The sequence below is a fragment of the Fusobacterium ulcerans genome (genome assembly GCF_003019675.1).
Lineage (GTDB): Bacteria > Fusobacteriota > Fusobacteriia > Fusobacteriales > Fusobacteriaceae > Fusobacterium_A > Fusobacterium_A ulcerans.
In genome coordinates this window covers 2,602,839-2,619,550 of sequence record NZ_CP028105.1, presented here as the reverse complement: position 1 = coordinate 2,619,550, position 16,712 = coordinate 2,602,839, and the positions used below count along the sequence as shown (strand labels likewise).

The 16,712-nt window shown below is 30.4% G+C and carries 18 protein-coding genes; 5 read left to right on the top strand and 13 right to left on the bottom strand.

Annotated elements, in window-relative coordinates; genetic code table 11:
- Nucleotides 1-114 precede the first annotated feature (114 nt).
- The 11 genes from C4N20_RS12140 to hpt all read right to left on the bottom strand — a co-directional run bounded on the left by C4N20_RS12140 (nucleotide 115) and on the right by hpt (nucleotide 10,136).
- Nucleotides 115-393 carry an HU family DNA-binding protein gene (locus C4N20_RS12140; RefSeq protein WP_005976720.1) on the bottom strand — a complete coding sequence of 93 codons (279 nt, stop codon included), beginning with the start codon at nucleotides 391-393 and terminating at the stop codon, nucleotides 115-117.
- Between the two features lie 77 nt (nucleotides 394-470).
- Complete coding sequence (locus C4N20_RS12135; protein ID WP_005976718.1) at nucleotides 471-1,388, bottom strand: DMT family transporter; 918 nt, start codon at nucleotides 1,386-1,388, stop codon at nucleotides 471-473.
- An 8-nt stretch (nucleotides 1,389-1,396) separates the two neighbouring features.
- On the bottom strand, nucleotides 1,397-5,737 hold the full coding sequence (locus C4N20_RS12130; protein WP_005976716.1) for a PolC-type DNA polymerase III: 4,341 nt from the start codon (nucleotides 5,735-5,737) through the stop codon (nucleotides 1,397-1,399).
- A 21-nt stretch (nucleotides 5,738-5,758) separates the two neighbouring features.
- On the bottom strand, nucleotides 5,759-6,322 hold the full coding sequence (locus tag C4N20_RS12125; protein WP_005976714.1) for an RNA methyltransferase: 564 nt from the start codon (nucleotides 6,320-6,322) through the stop codon (nucleotides 5,759-5,761).
- A gap of 40 nt (nucleotides 6,323-6,362) precedes the next feature.
- Nucleotides 6,363-6,899, bottom strand: coding sequence for a gamma carbonic anhydrase family protein (locus tag C4N20_RS12120; protein ID WP_005976712.1), 537 nt, complete (start codon nucleotides 6,897-6,899; stop codon nucleotides 6,363-6,365).
- Entirely contained in the window at nucleotides 6,896-7,624 is a 729-nt protein-coding gene (gene trmD, locus C4N20_RS12115) for a tRNA (guanosine(37)-N1)-methyltransferase TrmD (RefSeq protein ID WP_005976710.1), read from the bottom strand. Before trmD ends, C4N20_RS12120 begins: the two co-directional genes overlap by 4 nt.
- Nucleotides 7,625-8,197, bottom strand: coding sequence for a ribosome maturation factor RimM (gene rimM / locus C4N20_RS12110; protein WP_005976708.1), 573 nt, complete (start codon nucleotides 8,195-8,197; stop codon nucleotides 7,625-7,627).
- Nucleotides 8,198-8,205: 8 nt separating this feature from the next.
- Nucleotides 8,206-8,445 carry a KH domain-containing protein gene (locus C4N20_RS12105; RefSeq protein ID WP_005951557.1) on the bottom strand — a complete coding sequence of 80 codons (240 nt, stop codon included), beginning with the start codon at nucleotides 8,443-8,445 and terminating at the stop codon, nucleotides 8,206-8,208.
- A 20-nt stretch (nucleotides 8,446-8,465) separates the two neighbouring features.
- Nucleotides 8,466-8,720: a DUF4911 domain-containing protein gene (locus C4N20_RS12100; protein WP_005976706.1), complete on the bottom strand. Its 255-nt coding sequence runs from the start codon at nucleotides 8,718-8,720 to the stop codon at nucleotides 8,466-8,468.
- A gap of 84 nt (nucleotides 8,721-8,804) precedes the next feature.
- Complete coding sequence (rsmA, locus tag C4N20_RS12095; protein ID WP_005976704.1) at nucleotides 8,805-9,599, bottom strand: 16S rRNA (adenine(1518)-N(6)/adenine(1519)-N(6))-dimethyltransferase RsmA; 795 nt, start codon at nucleotides 9,597-9,599, stop codon at nucleotides 8,805-8,807.
- A gap of 12 nt (nucleotides 9,600-9,611) precedes the next feature.
- Complete coding sequence (gene hpt, locus C4N20_RS12090; RefSeq protein WP_005976702.1) at nucleotides 9,612-10,136, bottom strand: hypoxanthine phosphoribosyltransferase; 525 nt, start codon at nucleotides 10,134-10,136, stop codon at nucleotides 9,612-9,614.
- 178 nt (nucleotides 10,137-10,314) lie between these two features.
- Here hpt and C4N20_RS12085 point away from each other — a divergent pair, with 178 nt between their 5' ends.
- From C4N20_RS12085 to C4N20_RS12065, 5 genes are read left to right on the top strand one after another with little or no spacing between them, the layout of a single operon-like run.
- Nucleotides 10,315-11,031, top strand: coding sequence for a PASTA domain-containing protein (locus C4N20_RS12085; protein WP_005976699.1), 717 nt, complete (start codon nucleotides 10,315-10,317; stop codon nucleotides 11,029-11,031).
- 40 nt (nucleotides 11,032-11,071) lie between these two features.
- Entirely contained in the window at nucleotides 11,072-11,938 is an 867-nt protein-coding gene (rsgA, locus tag C4N20_RS12080) for a ribosome small subunit-dependent GTPase A (protein ID WP_081583125.1), read from the top strand.
- Nucleotides 11,931-12,572 (top strand): ribulose-phosphate 3-epimerase, encoded by a 642-nt coding sequence (gene rpe / locus C4N20_RS12075; RefSeq protein ID WP_005976695.1) that lies wholly within the window; start codon nucleotides 11,931-11,933, stop codon nucleotides 12,570-12,572. Before rsgA ends, rpe begins: the two co-directional genes overlap by 8 nt.
- Nucleotides 12,573-12,575: 3 nt before the next feature.
- Complete coding sequence (locus C4N20_RS12070; protein WP_005976693.1) at nucleotides 12,576-13,250, top strand: MarR family winged helix-turn-helix transcriptional regulator; 675 nt, start codon at nucleotides 12,576-12,578, stop codon at nucleotides 13,248-13,250.
- A gap of 20 nt (nucleotides 13,251-13,270) precedes the next feature.
- On the top strand, nucleotides 13,271-14,896 hold the full coding sequence (locus C4N20_RS12065; RefSeq protein ID WP_005976691.1) for an Rqc2 family fibronectin-binding protein: 1,626 nt from the start codon (nucleotides 13,271-13,273) through the stop codon (nucleotides 14,894-14,896).
- A 136-nt stretch (nucleotides 14,897-15,032) separates the two neighbouring features.
- On the opposite strand, the gene C4N20_RS12060 is transcribed toward C4N20_RS12065, so the two are convergent.
- On the bottom strand, nucleotides 15,033-15,413 hold the full coding sequence (locus C4N20_RS12060; RefSeq protein WP_005976689.1) for a DUF5684 domain-containing protein: 381 nt from the start codon (nucleotides 15,411-15,413) through the stop codon (nucleotides 15,033-15,035).
- A gap of 422 nt (nucleotides 15,414-15,835) precedes the next feature.
- A complete protein-coding gene (locus C4N20_RS12055) occupies nucleotides 15,836-16,705 on the bottom strand; it encodes a CvfB family protein (protein WP_106878588.1) in 870 nt (289 codons plus the stop codon).
- Between the last annotated feature and the right edge of the window lie 7 nt (nucleotides 16,706-16,712).

Here is a 16,712-nt window from a genome sequence, read left to right as displayed (position 1 = left end):
TTCAACATTTTTAATCTAAAAATATCATATTTTTTTACTACATTGAAAAAACATAAAAAAATGGAGGTACTGATCTACAGTATCTCCACTTTTATACTTAAATTAATTTGGGAATTATTGATTTACTTTTTCAGATAATCCTTTTCCTGCTTTGAATTTTACTACTTTTTTAGCTTCAACTTCCATTTCTTCTCCAGTTTGTGGATTTCTGCAAGTTCTAGCAGCTCTATCAGCAACTTCGAATTTTCCAAATCCTAGGAAAGTAATATCTTCTCCACCTACTAATCCTTCTTCAATAACTGCTAAGAAAGCCGCAGCTTTTTTCTCAGCATCTATTTTAGTTGCGAATTCTCCTTTTTCAAAATATAAATCAATAAACTCTTTTTTAGTCATTATAATTCCTCCTTAATTTTTTAGCTATATTCTTTATACCATAACTTTTAAAAATTTACAAATCATTTTATATTTTTTTACTCATTTGCTCTATTTTTGGTTATTTTATATATAGAGTACAACATTAATACTGCGCTTAATATTTGAATTGTTGATAGAACATTTCCGTTAAATATATAGTCAAAAAGTATGCTTGACACAGGAAAACAAAGTTCACACATTGTTGCTACATTAGCCTTGATATATCTAAGCCCTTTATAATATAAAAGTATTGCTCCGCTTCCGCTTGTAAGACCTATTATAACGAATATCAGCCATTGAACTGGTGTTGTATGGCTTATATAGCTAAAACTTCCTGTAAAAGAAGCTATAAAGAACATTATAAAAGTTGTTAATCCATATCTGAGATATAAAGCTGTTCTAAAAGAAGCATTTTTTAAAATTCTTTTTCCAAATACAGTGGCACTTCCAAAAGAAAATGCTGCTAATAAAGCATAGAAACATGCCAACAACATATTTCCGTTATATACCATCTGCGGCATATTAAATTGGAAAGTAAGAAGATATCCTCCTATAAGAGCCATCACTGCCCAAAATAAGAATCCTTTTCCTTCTCTCTCTTTCAATATAATTCTTGCTAAAATAATAGCAAATACAGGCTGTAATTTTTGTAAAAGTGTAACTACAGTAAGATGATGAAAATTTACTAAAAATAAAGCCTTTACAATTGAAAGTGTTCCTAAACTTCCTCCAAATAGAGCCACTAGAAAGAAAAACATTAAATCTCTCTTATCTAATTTTTTTACATTTTTTATTTCATCTTTTCCAAATATCAAAGTCATTCCTATGAAAGGAAGAAGATGCACCATAAAAACCACATAAGGTACACTTAACTTAAATAATCTTGGTGTCAATACTATGGAATCAAAACCCCAAAGTGTAGCTGCAAGACATACAAGCATAGCTCCCATGGTTTTATTCTTTTCACTCAACATTTTTCCTCCTAAAACAACGATATCTGATTTGTTTCACTCAATGAATCTACTGCATTTATAGATTTAAGTTTTTCAATTATCGTTTGTGATATCTTTGTTCTTCTTTTTAGGTCTTCATATGATAAAAATTTACTTATGTCTCTTTCTTTTATCAGATTTTCTATTACTGCTCCACCTAATCCATTCAGAGCTATAAGAGGTATTCTTATCTTTCCATCCTCTATTGTAAATCTAAATCCAGCAGATGTATATACATCTATTGGAAGAAATTCATATCCTCTGGCATACATTTCCACTATAATTTCACATATTGCCATTTCAGCTTTTTTCTTTACATCAAGTTTTGGTTCTTTGCTCAATACTGCCAGATGTTCTTTTGCTGTTTTAGGATCGCTCATTATCTCATAATCAAAGTCTTCTGCTTTTCTTGATAAATATGCTGCATAGAAAGCCAGAGGGTAGTGTACTTTGAAATAAGCTATTCTCATAGCCATCATAACATAAGCAACAGCATGTCCTTTAGGGAACATATATTTAATTCTTCTGCATGATTCTATATACCATTCAGCAACATCATGTTCTTTCATTTCATTCGAGAATTTTTCCCAGCCTTCTGGATCTTTTGAAGGTTTACCTTTTCTTACAAACTCCATTATTTTAAATGCTGTTCCTTTTTCAAGTCCCTGGTCAATAAGGTAGTTCATTATGTCATCCCGCACTGTTATTACTTGAGAAAGTGTTGCTTTTTTCTGTCTTATAAATTCCTGAGCATTGTTCAGCCAAACATCAGTACCATGTGACAGTCCTGAAATTCTTACAAGCTCAGCAAAAGTTTTTGGCATAGTATCTATCAACATTTGTCTTACAAATGGTGTTCCAAACTCTGGCACTCCAAAAGTTCCAACTACTGAATTTATATCATCAGGAGTAATTCCTAAAGCTTCAGTTCCTGAGAATATCTTTAATGTTTCTGGGTCAGCAATAGGAATAGTATAAATATCTACTCCTGTGTATTCCTGAAGCATCTTTATTGTAGTAGGATCGTCATGTCCTAGTATATCCAGTTTTACTAACTGTTCGTCCATTACATGATAGTCAAAATGTGTTGTGATTGAATCATTTTTCTCATCATTTGCAGGTTTTTGTACAGGGCAGAATTCATATATTGAGTGGTCTCTAGGAACTACAACCATTCCTCCCGGATGCTGTCCAGTAGTTTTTTTAGCTCCTTCACACTTTTTAGCAAGTCTGATTATCTCTGCTCTGTTTCCCTTCATTTCATGTTCTTCAAAATATTTTCTTACATAACCCTCAGCATTTTTTTCTGCCAGAGTAGATATAGTTCCAGCTTTAAATACGTTTTCTTTACCGAAAAGCTGTTCACAATATCTATGTATTTCTGATTGATATTCCCCTGAGAAGTTCAGGTCGATATCTGGTACCTTTTCTCCATTGAATCCCATAAATACTTCAAAGGGGATTGAATATCCGTCTCTTTTGTATGGTTGACCACACTTAGGACATATTTTTTCTGGAAGGTCAATTCCTACCCCTTCTCTTTCTATAAATTCAGAATTTTTACATTCTGGATTTGTACAGATGTAGTGTGGATAAAGTGCATTAACCTCTGTAATATCCATCATATAGGCTACTAAAGAAGATCCTACTGATCCTCTGGAACCAACCAGATACCCATTATCCAATGATTTCTTAACCAGTTTTTGAGCAGAAAGATACAGAACTGAGAATCCGTTTCCTATGATAGCTCCCAATTCTCTTTCCAATCTTGCTTTTACAATCTCTGGAAGCGGGTTTCCATATATTCTATATGCTTTTTCATATGTCATTTCTTTTACTATATTTTCAGCATTATCTATCTTTGGTGGATAGAATCCATCTGGAACTGGTTTTATAACTTCTATCATATCAGCTATAGCATTTGTTCCTGATACAACTATCTCCTTTGCAGTCTCTTCTCCTAAATAGTTGAATTCATTTATAAGCTCTTCTGTAGTTCTAAAATAGAATTTATTATCTGTCTTATATTGATTAGCTCTATAGACGCTTCCACTTCCATAGAGAAGAATACTTCTTATTTTGCTGTCATTTTCATTTATATAGTGTACATTAGAACTTGCTGTTACCAGTTTTCCTCTTTCTTTAGCCAGATTATAAAAATATTTATTCATATCTTCAATCATTGTAAAAGATGAAATAGTTCCAGTTCCATCATCTTCATATAATTCTGAATATGCTCCTCTTGGAAGAAGTTCTATATAGTCATAAAAATCTATATTTTTTTCTATTTTTTCATAATCATATCTCATATAGTAATTAGACAACTCTCCATCATTCATAAAATGTGAAGAAAGAGAACTTCCTATTATCAGTCCTTCTCTGTATTTTTCTATATGTGACTTTAATACTCTTGGCTTCTTATTTCCATAATAATCAACATGGGCTTCTGATACTAGTCTGTACATATTCTGAAGTCCTTCAAGATTTTTTACCAATACTATTACATTTGCTGTATCCTGTTTTTTTACATTTATTGGAAGGGCACCTGTTATTTCATTAAGATTAGTTATCCCTTTCTCCATATATTTTTCAATAAATATAATAAACATATTAGCAGTTGCTTGTGAGTCATCAACGGCTCTATGGTGATTATCCAGTGATAATCCTAATACTTTATTCAGATTTTTCAATCCATATGCTTTAAGTTCTGGATATAAATCTCTTGCCATCTGCAATGTATCTATTACTGCTGGTTTATAGTCATATCCCATAAACTTTTTAACATCTCTTCTTATAAATCCCATATCAAATGGAGCATTATGTGCTACCATTGTAGAATCTCCAACAAATTCCATAAATTTAGGAAGTACTTCTTCTATTGTCGGCATATTATCAACCATATCCTGTGATATATTTGTAAGTTCCTGTATCTTTTTAGGAATAGGTTTTTTAGGATTTACTAATTGAGAATATCTTTCTACTATTCTTGTTCCCTGAAGCTTTACAGCTCCTATTTCTATTATCTCATGCTCATGTGAATTAAGTCCCATAGTCTCCAAGTCAAAAACTACAAAACTTTCTTCTTCTATCAATGCATCTTTGCTGCTTCTCACCATCTCAGCATTATCATTTACCATATACATTTCACATCCAAGGATAGCTTTAAAATCTTTTCCTTTAGCTGCCTTATATGCAAATGGGAAAGAATGCACTACAGCATAGTCAGTTATGGCCATGGCTTTATGTCCATAAGCTATTGCTTGTTTTATAAGGTCTGAGATATCCTCTACTCCAACCATCTCACTCATTTTACTATGTGTATGAAGTTCTACCATTTTTTCTGGAGCATTATCTGTTTTTTGAGTTTTTACTTTATTAAGTTTGTTGATAGAATTTATCATTATTATCTCTTCGTTATCAGAAAATTTATCAATCTGTTTTTTTCCACTTATTTTAACAAAATCTCCAACAGCTACTTCTAATTTTTTATTTTTATCTAAAAATACTTTTGTTGTTAAAGAACTTTTTTCATCTGTTATTCTTATTGTCATTATAACTTTGTCATTTTTAACATCTCTGCTCTCAAGAGAAAATATTTCTCCTTCAACTATACAGATTTCATCTTCGTAAAGCTCACCAAATTCCTCAATAGAAATAGCATTTCCTTTTATTTCCTTTGTCTTATTACTTGTATAACCTTGCTTTGAGAATCCCTGCTTAACAAAAACCTCATTTGATTTTTGAGGTTTTGCTGCTGCTGCTTTTGAATTATCAGAATCTATTTTAGCTGATAAAGTTATTATTTCCTTCTGTTTCTGTTTTTCTACTTCTGTTAATTCCTTAGAAAAATCTCCAAGTATAAATTTAACCTTAAAATTATATATTCCATAATTTTCCAGTATTTCTTCAAGTCTGTCATCTATACCAGAACTCATAAGAATTTCAATTGCTGTTTTTTCATTAAGTTCAATATTTACAGCATTTTCTTCTATTTTTATCCTATAAAAATAAAGAAAGGATTTAGAAATAGCATTTCTTGCTTTAAGTCTGATTATAGCTCTTTCCACTATAATCACAAGCTCTTCCTTCATCATTTCTTTCTCTGTATATTCTACTCTAAAATCTACTTCTAATTCTTTTCCAAAATTCTTTTTTATATTTTCATAGATTATATCAAGTTCACAGAGGTCTTTTACACATGGAACGGAACACATAAACTTCATTTTCTTATTTCTTTCACTGAAAATTATCTCTTTGATATCTACAGAGTTTATTCCCATCTGTCTGAAAATGCTGTCCTGAGGTTTTATTCTGATCTCATTTCTATTCATCTTACCTCCAGAATTTACCGATTAATTTTCTCCTAATAATCTATCTAAAATAATAGCCACTGCTGCTCTTACAGAAAGGTGGTTATATCTTGTATTTCCTCTTATTGGTTCAAGAATATAATCTGACATATCCATTATTTCATCTGTAAGACCCCATCCTGTTCCAAATAACAAAAGATATGGCCTGTCATCTTCAAATATTTTTTCTGAAAGTGCTTTATATCCTATTGTATTAGAAAAAATTCTTGCAGATGTAGTTATTATAACTGGCTTTTGCCCTTCTCTCTCTTCTATTTCCTTAATAGTTTTTTCTATACTGTCCATTACTCTAGTTATAGCAAAAGCATTTTCTCTGTCTTTATTGTACTGTCCTCCAGTACCTTCCTGCCAGTATCCGATTATTCTTTCAGTAAGCATTTTTTGTGCATCAACAGGAACTATCAAACGATACCCTTTCACATCATAAGTTCTGCAACTTCTTGATATATCATGAATATCAAAATTTGTAACTGAAGTACATACCACATCATTATTTTTATTATATACAGGATAATGAACCAATCCTAGATAAATTTTTTCTCTCATTTATTACTCAATCCTCTTTTCTTGATTTTCTTATTAAAATCTAGTCTTTCTGATTTATAGTTATTTCTTCTAAGTCTTCTGAATATCTGCTTATTTTTGTAAGATATGAATCTTTTGCATAAGATAAATATTTCCAATGTTTTTCAGATAATTTTTTAATAACTTTAGCTGGAGAGCCTGCTATCAGATCTCCCTCTTCTGCTTTTAATTTACTGTTTACTACTGCTCCTGCTGATACAATACAATTTTTAGGAATAACACTTCCATTAAGTATCTGGCTTCCCATTCCTATTATAGAATTATCTCCAACAGTACACCCATGAACTACACAGTTATGTCCAATAGTAACACCTTTTCCTATTGTAGTAGGAAAATCTGTATCTCCATGAAGAGTTGAGTTGTCCTGAACATTAGAATCATCTCCAATAGTTATTTTACTCATATCTCCTCTCAGTACAGCCGAAAACCATATAGAAACATTATCTCCTGTTTCTACATTTCCAATAACGCTTGCACTGTCTGCTATATAATTATTTTTCCCTATCTTAGGGACAAGATTTTTTAACTTATATATCATTTCTGCTCCTTTCCAAGCTCTGCTTTTATCTCAGCTAAAAGTTTTTTCTCCATTTTAGTGAGTTCTCTTTTTTCCAGTAAATCCCTTCTCCTTAAATATGTTCTTTTAAGACTTTCTTTAAGCCTCCAAAGCTCTATATTTTTATGATGTCCTGACAGCAGTACTTCTGGAACTTCCATTCCTTCATATTCAGCAGGTCTTGTATAGTGAGGATAATCCAGAAGCCCATTGAAAAAAGAATCATTTTCATAAGATTCTTTTTTTATAACTCCAGGAATAAGTCTTGCAATACAGTCAGTCATTACCATTGCTGGTAACTCTCCACCTGTAAGGACAAAGTCTCCTATAGATACTTCCATATCTACATTATTTTCAATTACCCTTTCATCTATTCCTTCATAATGCCCTGCTATTATTGTTATCTCATTTTCCTGAGCAAGTTCCACAGCCAGCTGCTGATCAAACTTTACTCCTTGAGGGGAAGTATATATTACTTTTCCAGCTGTTGTTTTCAATGCTCTCATAAGAGGTTCAGGTTTCATTACCATCCCTGCCCCTCCTCCAAAAGGAGTATCATCAGCCTGTTTATGTTTATCATAACAGAAATCTCTGATATCTATTACATTTATTTCAAGACTGCCTTTTTCAATAGCTCTTCCTATTATGCTCTCACTTTTGAATCCAGAAAACATCTCAGGAAACAGAGTCAAAATATTGATCTTCATTTATTTCTCCTCATTTTCCTCAAGCTCTTCATCTATCCCATCATCTTGTTTTAATTTTTGACCTTTTACTTCTTTCATTCCTTCTATAAGATGAATAAAGATTTCTCTTTTATCAAAATCTATTTTCTTTACAAACTCATCTACATCAGGAACCATTATTTCTGTATTTTCTCTCTCGATCACCAAAATATCATGAGCTGCTGTTTCAAATATATCAGTTATTTTCCCAAGTATATCTCCATTATCAGCATCTACAGCTTTCATATCTAAAAGGTCATTTAGAAGATATTCATCTTCTCCAATTCCCAATAGTTCCCTTCTAATTTTTATAAGTGAATTTTTTAATTTTCCAGCTTCTGTTTTATTAGTTACTTCCTGAAATTCTGCCACCCATTTATTCCCAACTAAAGGATTTACACTTGTTACAGTAAATATTTTCTGTTCTCCTCCAGGAAGTTCCACTATTACTCTATTTCCTTCAAGAATTTCAGCATCTCCTATATTAGCTATTATCTTAACTGCTCCCTTTAAGTGATGTGTTCCAGAAATCTTACCAACTGTTAAAAGTTCCATTACCCCTCCTAATCTAAAAATTCTACATTTACATTTAATTTATCTTTTACTCCAGCTGCCTGCATAACTCCTCTTATTGCATTAGCTGTAAGTCCATTTTTACCTATTATTTTCCCCATTTCTCCTTTAGCTACACTTACTTTAAAGATGATAGTATCATCTATAGCATCATAGTCTATTCTTACTTCTTCTTTAGTGTCTACTAATTCTTTTATGATGTAACTTATAAGTTTTTCTAATTTTTCCATTTTTCATCCTCCATTATATTCTATTTATTGATATATAAAGATCCTTTCCAAGGACCCTCTTCCACTATTTTAGCAACTACTTCATTTTTATCTAAATCTTCAACAATCTCTTTTACAAAATCTTTAAAATCATAAGTAGTAATTATATTAATAAGCCCTTTATGAGGATCTACTGTTCTTACAACTCCAGCTCCTTCATATGCTTCCATTATCTTATTAATAAAATCTATGTCTTCTTTTCTGCTTTGAATCAGATATTCATAACTTCCCAGCATTTTTCCTCCAATTTTAAAAACTAAAATGAGGGCAAGCTTCTATGTATTTTATAACTCTTGATCTACCCTCATTTTGAACTTACCTTATTTTTTTTCAAATACAGCTATCAAATTTATAAAATCCTCTATAGTAAGATTTTCTGCTCTTTCTGTTTCCTTTATTCCAACTTCATTCAAAACTACTCTTAATTCATCTTTAGACATTCCTAAAGAGGTAAAATTATTTAGTAAATTTTTTCTTTTATTGGCAAAAGCTGCCTTTACATATTTGAAAAATATATCTTCAGCTACAAGTTTTTTATATTTATCATCTTTATAAAGTTTTATAGACATAAAAGCTGAATCTACCTTAGGAATAGGTGTAAAAGCTTCTTTAGGTATAGTAAACAGATACTCTGCCTCTCCAAAATATTCTACTGCAAGAGTAAGAACACTTCTTTCCTTACCTTTTTTAGCACATATCCTCTCAGCAACTTCTTTTTGAACCATTATATATATCTCATCTATTACATCTCTGTTTTCAATAAGTTTATTTATAATTGGTGAAGTTATATAGTATGGAATATTAGCCACAACTTTTGTCCCAGCTCCTACATACTCTTTTAAATCAGTTTCTAAAACATCATTCATTACAAGAGTATATTTGGGATTTCCATCAAATTTCTTTCTCAATATTTTTTCTAAATCTCTATCTATTTCAACTGTAACTACTTTTTCAGCTGTATCAAGAAGCAATGCAGTAAGAGCTCCCTCTCCTGGTCCTATTTCCAATACAGTATCATTTTCATTTACAGCAGATACTTCCATTATTTTTCTTAATACTTCTTTTTGATCAGTAAGAAAGTTCTGACCAAATTTCTTTTTATGTTTAAAGGACATCCTTTCCTCCATCTATTTTTTTACTACCATTCCAACATATGGCAGATTTCTATGGTGCTGAGCATAATCTAAACCATACCCTACTACAAACTCATCAGGAATTTCAAATCCTACATAATCTCCTTTGATATCTACTTTTCTTCTGCTAGGTTTATCTAAAAGAGTACAGATTGCTACACTTTTTGTTCCTTTAGATTCTATAAATTCTCTCACATATTTTAAAGTAAGACCAGTATCAATTATATCTTCAACAATAAGTATCTCTCTGCCTTTTAAATCAAAATCTGTGTCTTTCAATATCTTTACAATTCCAGTACTGTCAGTACCATTTCCATAGCTTGATACACTCATAAAATCAATTACAAGAGGAATGTCTATTTCTTTTATAAGGTCACTCATAAAAATAACAGAACCTTTCAATAATCCTAAAACTATTACCTCTCTCCCTTTATAATCTCTTTCTATTTCAGAAGCAAGTTCCTTTATTCTTTTTTCCACTGCTTCCCTTGGTATCAATGTTTCAATTGTATAATCCAATCTTCTCTCCTCCTAAAATCATATGCTCAAAGCATACATCCTAAAACAAAATCATTCACTGTATTTTAACATTTACTCCAGCATTTATCAAGTAATTATTGATATTTTGTGCTTCTTATGTTATTATCAAATAGTATCTATATGTATTAATATAGGATCAAAATTTCAAGGAGGAATAATGAATAAAAAGTCAATCTGTTTCTCTTTTCTTACTTTAGTAGCTGTTGTTTTAATAGCTTTCTTTTCATTCAAGATATTTGAAAAAATATACTTCAATGAAACTTTCTATTCTGTTCCAGATTTAAAGACTCTAACTTTAGCTGATGCTGAAAAAATGTTGGAAAGTAATGAACTGAACATCAGAAATATGGGTGAAGAATTTTCTGAACTTCCTGTGGGTGAGATCTTTCTTCAAGAACCTGAAGCTGGGAATATTGTAAAGAAAAATAGAAACATCAAGGTATGGATAAGTAAAGGAGAAGCTCTTGTGGAAGTTCCTGAACTAAAAGGAATGAACTTTCTGGATGCCAAAGCTATTGCTGAGCAAAGAGGACTTATTGTAGACAGAGTAGCCACTACAAAAGCCAACACTGCATACAATGAAGTTATATCAACTGACCCTGCAACTGGTACACTTCTTAGAAGAGGGCAAAAAATATCTTTTCTTATCAATGGTTCTGAACAGCTCATGGATGTAAGAGTTCCCGATGTTATTGGTGTTGAGATAAATAAAGCTAAAGAAATTCTTACAGAAAATTCTCTTCTTGTTGGAAAAATAACTTATGTATCTCTTCCAGAGATAGAAAAAGATTTAGTTATTGAAACAAGTGTCTTAGCTGGAAGAAGAGTATCTGCTGGTACAGTAATTGATATAACTGTAAATAAGGAAAATTAGTATAATCTTCAAGGAGGAATAAAAAATTAGAGGAATAGTCATAAACAAAATACAAGGATTTTATTATGTAAAGTCTGATGAAGAAGTATATGAATGTAAATTAAGAGGGATTTTAAAGAGAAAAGAGAATAAGCATAATTGTGTAGTAGGAGATATTGTAGAGTTTTCAGAAGATAATTCTATAACTAAAGTGGAAAAGAGGAAAAATCTTTTAGAAAGACCTTTAGTAGCAAATATAGATTATATTGTTATTCAATTTGCTGGAAAAGATCCAGTGATTGACTATGAAAGACTTAATACTCTCATTCTTAATAGTTTTTATTATAAAATTGATCCAATAATTGTTGTAAATAAAATTGATCTTCTTTCTCAGGAAGAAATTGAAGATATTAAAAAAAATCTGGATTTTCTTAAAAAATTGGAAATACCTTATTTTCTTATTTCTGAAAGAGAAAATATTGGTATAGATCAGCTGAAAGCTTTTATTCAAAATAAGATAACAGCCTTTGGAGGTCCCAGTGGTGTAGGTAAATCAAGTATTATTAATCTTTTGCAAAATGTCAAAGTTCTTGAAACTGGGGAAACAAGCAAGAGATTGAGAAGAGGAAAACATACAACTAAAGATACTAATCTTCTTCCACTTCCAGGTGGAGGTTTTATCATAGACACTCCTGGATTTTCATCTGTAGAGCTTCCTTACATAAAAGATGTACAGGAATTGATTTCATTATTTCCTGAATTCAAAACTGATAAAAATTGTAAATTTTATAATTGTTTGCATTTGAACGAACCAAATTGTATAATTAAAGATATGGTTACTAATGGAGAAATTGCTCCTGTAAGATATGAATTTTATAAAAAAACATATGAAAAATTAAAAAGTGAGAGGTGGAATAGGTATGAATAATGATATTAAGATAGCTCCTTCTATCCTGTCAGCTGATTTCAGCAGACTTGGAGAAGAAGTAACAGCAATAGATAAAGCTGGAGCTGATTATGTTCATATAGATGTTATGGATGGGATGTTTGTTCCTAATATAACTTTTGGAGCTCCTGTTATAAAAGCTATAAGAAATAAAACAAAACTTGTATTTGATGTACATTTAATGATTGAAAAACCTGAAAGATATATTGATGATTTTGTTAAAGCGGGTGCTGATATAATCACTGTCCATGCAGAATCTACAGTACATCTTCACAGAGTTATTCAGCAGATAAAAGCTCATGGAATAAAGGCTGGTGTATCACTTAACCCTTCTACTCCTGTAGATGTTCTTAAATATGTTATCAATGATATAGATATGGTGCTTATTATGAGTGTCAATCCAGGTTTTGGAGGACAAAAATTTATTAACAGTGCATTAGATAAAATAAAAGATGTAAGAGTACTTAGCAAAGATGTAGATATTCAAGTAGATGGTGGAATTACGGCTGACACTATTGGAAAATGTATTGAAGCTGGAGCAAATATTTTTGTTGCTGGTTCATATGTTTTTTCTGGGGATTATGAAGAAAGAATAAATTCTTTAAAGAGAGGTTAATTTATGAATGAAAACATAAAAAAGGTTAACGAAGTATTAGAAGATTTTTACAAATTATTTTTTAAAACAGAGGATATGGCTCTTAAAAGAGGTATAAAATGCCTTACTCATACTGAACTTCATTTAATAGAAGCTATCGGACAGGATTCTCTTACTATGAATGAACTTGCAGAAAGAATTGGTATAACTATGGGAACTGCCACTGTTGCTGTTTCTAAACTTACAGAAAAAGGATTTATTGCCAGAGTAAGATCTAACACTGACAGAAGAAAAGTTTTTGTATCTTTAACTCCTAAAGGAGCTAAAGCTTTAGCATATCACAACAATTATCATAAAATGATAATGTCTACACTGACAGAAGATATTGCTGACAAAGACCTTACTCACTTTATTGAAGTTTTTGAAGTAATTTTAAATGCTCTTAGAGGAAAAACAGATTACTTTAAACCTCTTCTTATTACAGAATTTCCAGTTGGAACAAAAGTTTCTGTAGTTGAAATTAAAGGAACTCCAATTGTACAGAATTTCTTTGCAAGTCATGGAATAGAAAATTTTACTGTACTTGAAATAATGGAAAACAATGATAAAGATAACTTTATCTTGAAAAAAACTGATGGAGACCTTTTAGTTTTAGACATCCTTGATGCTAAAAACTTAATTGGAATAAAGAACGAGTAAAAACTCAATAGGAGATAATAATGTTTTACATTGATGGTATTTCATTGAACAAAATAAAAGACGAACTGAAAGAAAATCTTTCAGGAAAAAAAATAAACAAGATAACAAAAAATACAGAAGTTTCTCTCTCTATTTATTTTGGAAAAACTGAGCTTGTATTTTCTTGCAACCCTTCTTTTCCTATCTGCTATATTGCAGATTCTAAAGAAAGTATCTTGGAAAATACTGTTGGTCTTGCTGCAAACATGAGAAAACATCTGCTCAATGCTATGCTCACTGATGTTCAACAGTTAGGATTTGATAGAATATTATGTTTTAAATTTGCCAAAATAAATGAACTTGGTGAAATTAAAAACTATTCAATATATTTTGAAATAATGGGAAAATATTCAAACTTTATATTTACTGATGAAGATGACAGAATAATTGACCTCCTTAAACGTTTTTCTCTTGAAGAAAATCGTTTAAGAGCTCTTTTCCCTGGGCTAAAATATGAACAGCCTGTTATTGAGGAAAAAATCTCTCCTTTAAATATTACTGAGGAAGAGTTTGATAAATTTAAAAGTGAAAATTCTCTTTTAAAGAATGTTGAAGGATTGGGAAAATTAACTGTTCAAAATATATCTGATTTTAATAGCTTTACACATCTTCTGAATACTCCATCACAGCCAAAAATATTCTTAAACAAAGGAAGAATAGTTCTTGGAAGCGTCCTTGATATCATTCCTAAAGGAAAAGAATATGATGAGGCAGTTTCTTTTGACAGTTTCAGAGAGGCTATAAATTTCTATATAAATTCAGAAAATCTATCAAGCAGTTTTGATACATTAAAAACTCAGCTTCTTGATAATATTAATAAGAGAATCAAGAAAAATATGAGAATAATCTCTCTTTTAGAAGAAGAGGTAATAGAGAAACAGGATTTTATAAAATATAAGGAGCAGGGAGATATTCTAGCTGCATCTATATATACTCTTAAAAAAGGTATGTCTTCTCTTGAAACTTATGATTTTTATAATAATAAAGAGATATCTATTCCACTTGATCCACAGATAACTCCACAAGAAAATCTGGAAAAACTTTATAAAAAATATAATAAACTAAAAAGAGGTATGGAAGCTAATAAAAGAAGATTTATGGAAATAAATGAAGAGTTAGATTACCTGAACAGTATTAAACTTTTTATTGATAACAGTCCAAGCACTGATAACCTAAAGCTTATACAGGAAGAGCTCATATCTCAAGGATATATAAAGATTCAACAGAAAAAAGGGAATAGAAAAAAACAAGTGAAGGAAATTGGCTATGGAGTCCTTGAATTTGAAAATTTCAAGATACTTTATGGAAGAAATAATATTGAAAACGATAACTTAACTTTTAAAGTAGCTGCTAAAGATGATATATGGCTGCATTCTAAAAATATTCCAGGATCTCATGTTATTATAAAAACTGATGAGATTACAGATGAAATACTTTTAAAAGGTGCTGAAGTAGCTGCATATTTCTCTAAAAGTTCTGTTGGAGATAAAATCAGTGTAGATTACACTAAAAAAAGATATATAAACAAACCTAAAGGTGGTAAGCCTGGATTTGTTACTTATGAGAATGAAAAAAATATTCTCATTGAAAAACCTGAAAAATTATAATTTAAAGAGCCTGGTGAAAAATAGAAGAAAACTTCTTTTTATCAGGCTCTTTTTGTGATTACAATTACACAGATTAAAATATGTCTTTAGAGAACATACTCTAATCTGCATCTATATTATTCCCCCCAGAATGTTACTATAGATCGTAATCTAGTTTTTCATTTTTATCTTCTGAATCAGTAGTAGTTTCTTCAGCTGTTCCAAGCTCTTGATATACTGCATCTCCAAATCCTAATAACGGATAGAATACAAATGAAAGCAGAGCAAGTCCTACTCCAAATCCAGTTCCTTTTCCAAATGCTTTAGCAACTTCAATACTTACAATGATCATAATAACTATATTTGCAATTGGTACAAATAATAGTAATAAATACCACCATGGTTTTTTTGCAATTTCAGTGATAAGAAGATACATATTATAAACAGGAACAATACCTTTCCATCCTTCCATTCCAGCCTTTTCAAAAGTTTTCCACATTCCTACAAAAGCAATAATCATTAAAATTAATCCTATCATCTTTCCTCCTCGATAATCTAAGTTGTTCTTGATACTTCATTACTATATACTAACTAAAAAGAAAAAAATAATATATTTTTTATATGATAATCATTTAATTTCTTAAAAGCAAATAAATTTTACTGTTGTTTTTTTATTTTATTTTTTATTATTTATTTTAACAACTATGAATACAGTCTTCTATCACTATTGTAAAGCTGAATTAGTAAAATTTTAAATATTATTCAATTTTATTTTTTTCAGTAAAAATTAAAAAATTTTAACAAATTCTGCAATTATTTTTTGTGTAATTATATCCTTCTTTAAAACAAATATTCAACTGTCTCTATACAGATGTAAACCTTCTAGTTGCTAAGTTTTTTTTATTAAAAAAAGTTTTAGGAACTCTGTTGCAGAAAACCTAAAACTTTTTATTTTTTTTATTATTCTTGTATTTCTTTTTTTTCTTTTTTTATTTTAAAATATCCTTTATCATTCTTTTCAATTTTTCCATTTTTTAATAAGTTTCCAACAGCTCTTTTAAACGCCTTCTTACTCATATTAAAATAATCAATAATCTCTTCTGGAGAACTTTTATCAGTAAATCCAAAACTTTCTCCAAGAAGTCTCATTTTTTCATATACAAGCTCTGCATCTTTATCCATTTGGATATATGCAAGTTCTCTTGGAGTAAGATCAATTTTCCCATCTTCCCTTACTCTTATTACTCTAGCTTCTATTACATCTCCAACTTTATAGTCTTTGAAGTATTCATTTTTAGGTATAAGTCCAAAATATCTATCCTCTACAGCTACAAAGACTCCTATCTCAGGATTAATTCCATAAACTGTTCCACTTATTATATCATTTTTCTTCATTTCTGTTGATGGAAGAAGAAAATTATATATTTTCATAGTAGCAGAAAGTCTTCCTTTACTATCCTCATATATCCCTACAAGATATTTTTTCCCTTTTTCTACTTTTCCTACCTGCTGTCCTTTTGGAAGAAGAAGCTCCTTCTTTAATCCCCAATCCATAAAAGCACCTAAAGTCGGATGAATATCTGTTACTTCTAGTTTAGCCAGATTTCCAACTAAAGCTTCAGTTTTTCTGAAAGTAGCTACTGGTCTATCTTCTGAATCCATATATATAAGTACTTCTACTTCGTCTCCTTCTTTAAGCTCTCTTCCTTCCAACTCATTATTTGGAAGAAGTATATTATCTTTATCATCATCAGTTCCACCATGTAAATATGCTCCTACACTTGCAAAATTATTGATGATCATTTTTTGTCTTTTTCCTATTTTTATCATAAATCTT

Bases quoted from the DNA above. Each gene is read 5' to 3' on its own strand.
- C4N20_RS12140 (WP_005976720.1), bottom strand. From the start codon at position 393: ATGACTAAAAAAGAGTTTATTGATTTATATTTTGAAAAAGGAGAATTC.
- C4N20_RS12135 (WP_005976718.1), bottom strand. From the start codon at position 1,388: ATGTTGAGTGAAAAGAATAAAACCATGGGAGCTATGCTTGTATGTCTT.
- C4N20_RS12130 (WP_005976716.1), bottom strand. From the start codon at position 5,737: ATGAATAGAAATGAGATCAGAATAAAACCTCAGGACAGCATTTTCAGA.
- C4N20_RS12125 (WP_005976714.1), bottom strand. From the start codon at position 6,322: ATGAGAGAAAAAATTTATCTAGGATTGGTTCATTATCCTGTATATAAT.
- C4N20_RS12120 (WP_005976712.1), bottom strand. From the start codon at position 6,899: ATGATATATAAGTTAAAAAATCTTGTCCCTAAGATAGGGAAAAATAAT.
- trmD (WP_005976710.1), bottom strand. From the start codon at position 7,624: ATGAAGATCAATATTTTGACTCTGTTTCCTGAGATGTTTTCTGGATTC.
- rimM (WP_005976708.1), bottom strand. From the start codon at position 8,197: ATGGAACTTTTAACAGTTGGTAAGATTTCTGGAACACATCACTTAAAG.
- C4N20_RS12105 (WP_005951557.1), bottom strand. From the start codon at position 8,445: ATGGAAAAATTAGAAAAACTTATAAGTTACATCATAAAAGAATTAGTA.
- C4N20_RS12100 (WP_005976706.1), bottom strand. From the start codon at position 8,720: ATGCTGGGAAGTTATGAATATCTGATTCAAAGCAGAAAAGAAGACATA.
- rsmA (WP_005976704.1), bottom strand. From the start codon at position 9,599: ATGTCCTTTAAACATAAAAAGAAATTTGGTCAGAACTTTCTTACTGAT.
- C4N20_RS12085 (WP_005976699.1), top strand. From the start codon at position 10,315: ATGAATAAAAAGTCAATCTGTTTCTCTTTTCTTACTTTAGTAGCTGTT.
- rpe (WP_005976695.1), top strand. From the start codon at position 11,931: ATGAATAATGATATTAAGATAGCTCCTTCTATCCTGTCAGCTGATTTC.
- C4N20_RS12070 (WP_005976693.1), top strand. From the start codon at position 12,576: ATGAATGAAAACATAAAAAAGGTTAACGAAGTATTAGAAGATTTTTAC.
- C4N20_RS12065 (WP_005976691.1), top strand. From the start codon at position 13,271: ATGTTTTACATTGATGGTATTTCATTGAACAAAATAAAAGACGAACTG.
- C4N20_RS12060 (WP_005976689.1), bottom strand. From the start codon at position 15,413: ATGATAGGATTAATTTTAATGATTATTGCTTTTGTAGGAATGTGGAAA.
- C4N20_RS12055 (WP_106878588.1), bottom strand. From the start codon at position 16,705: ATGATAAAAATAGGAAAAAGACAAAAAATGATCATCAATAATTTTGCA.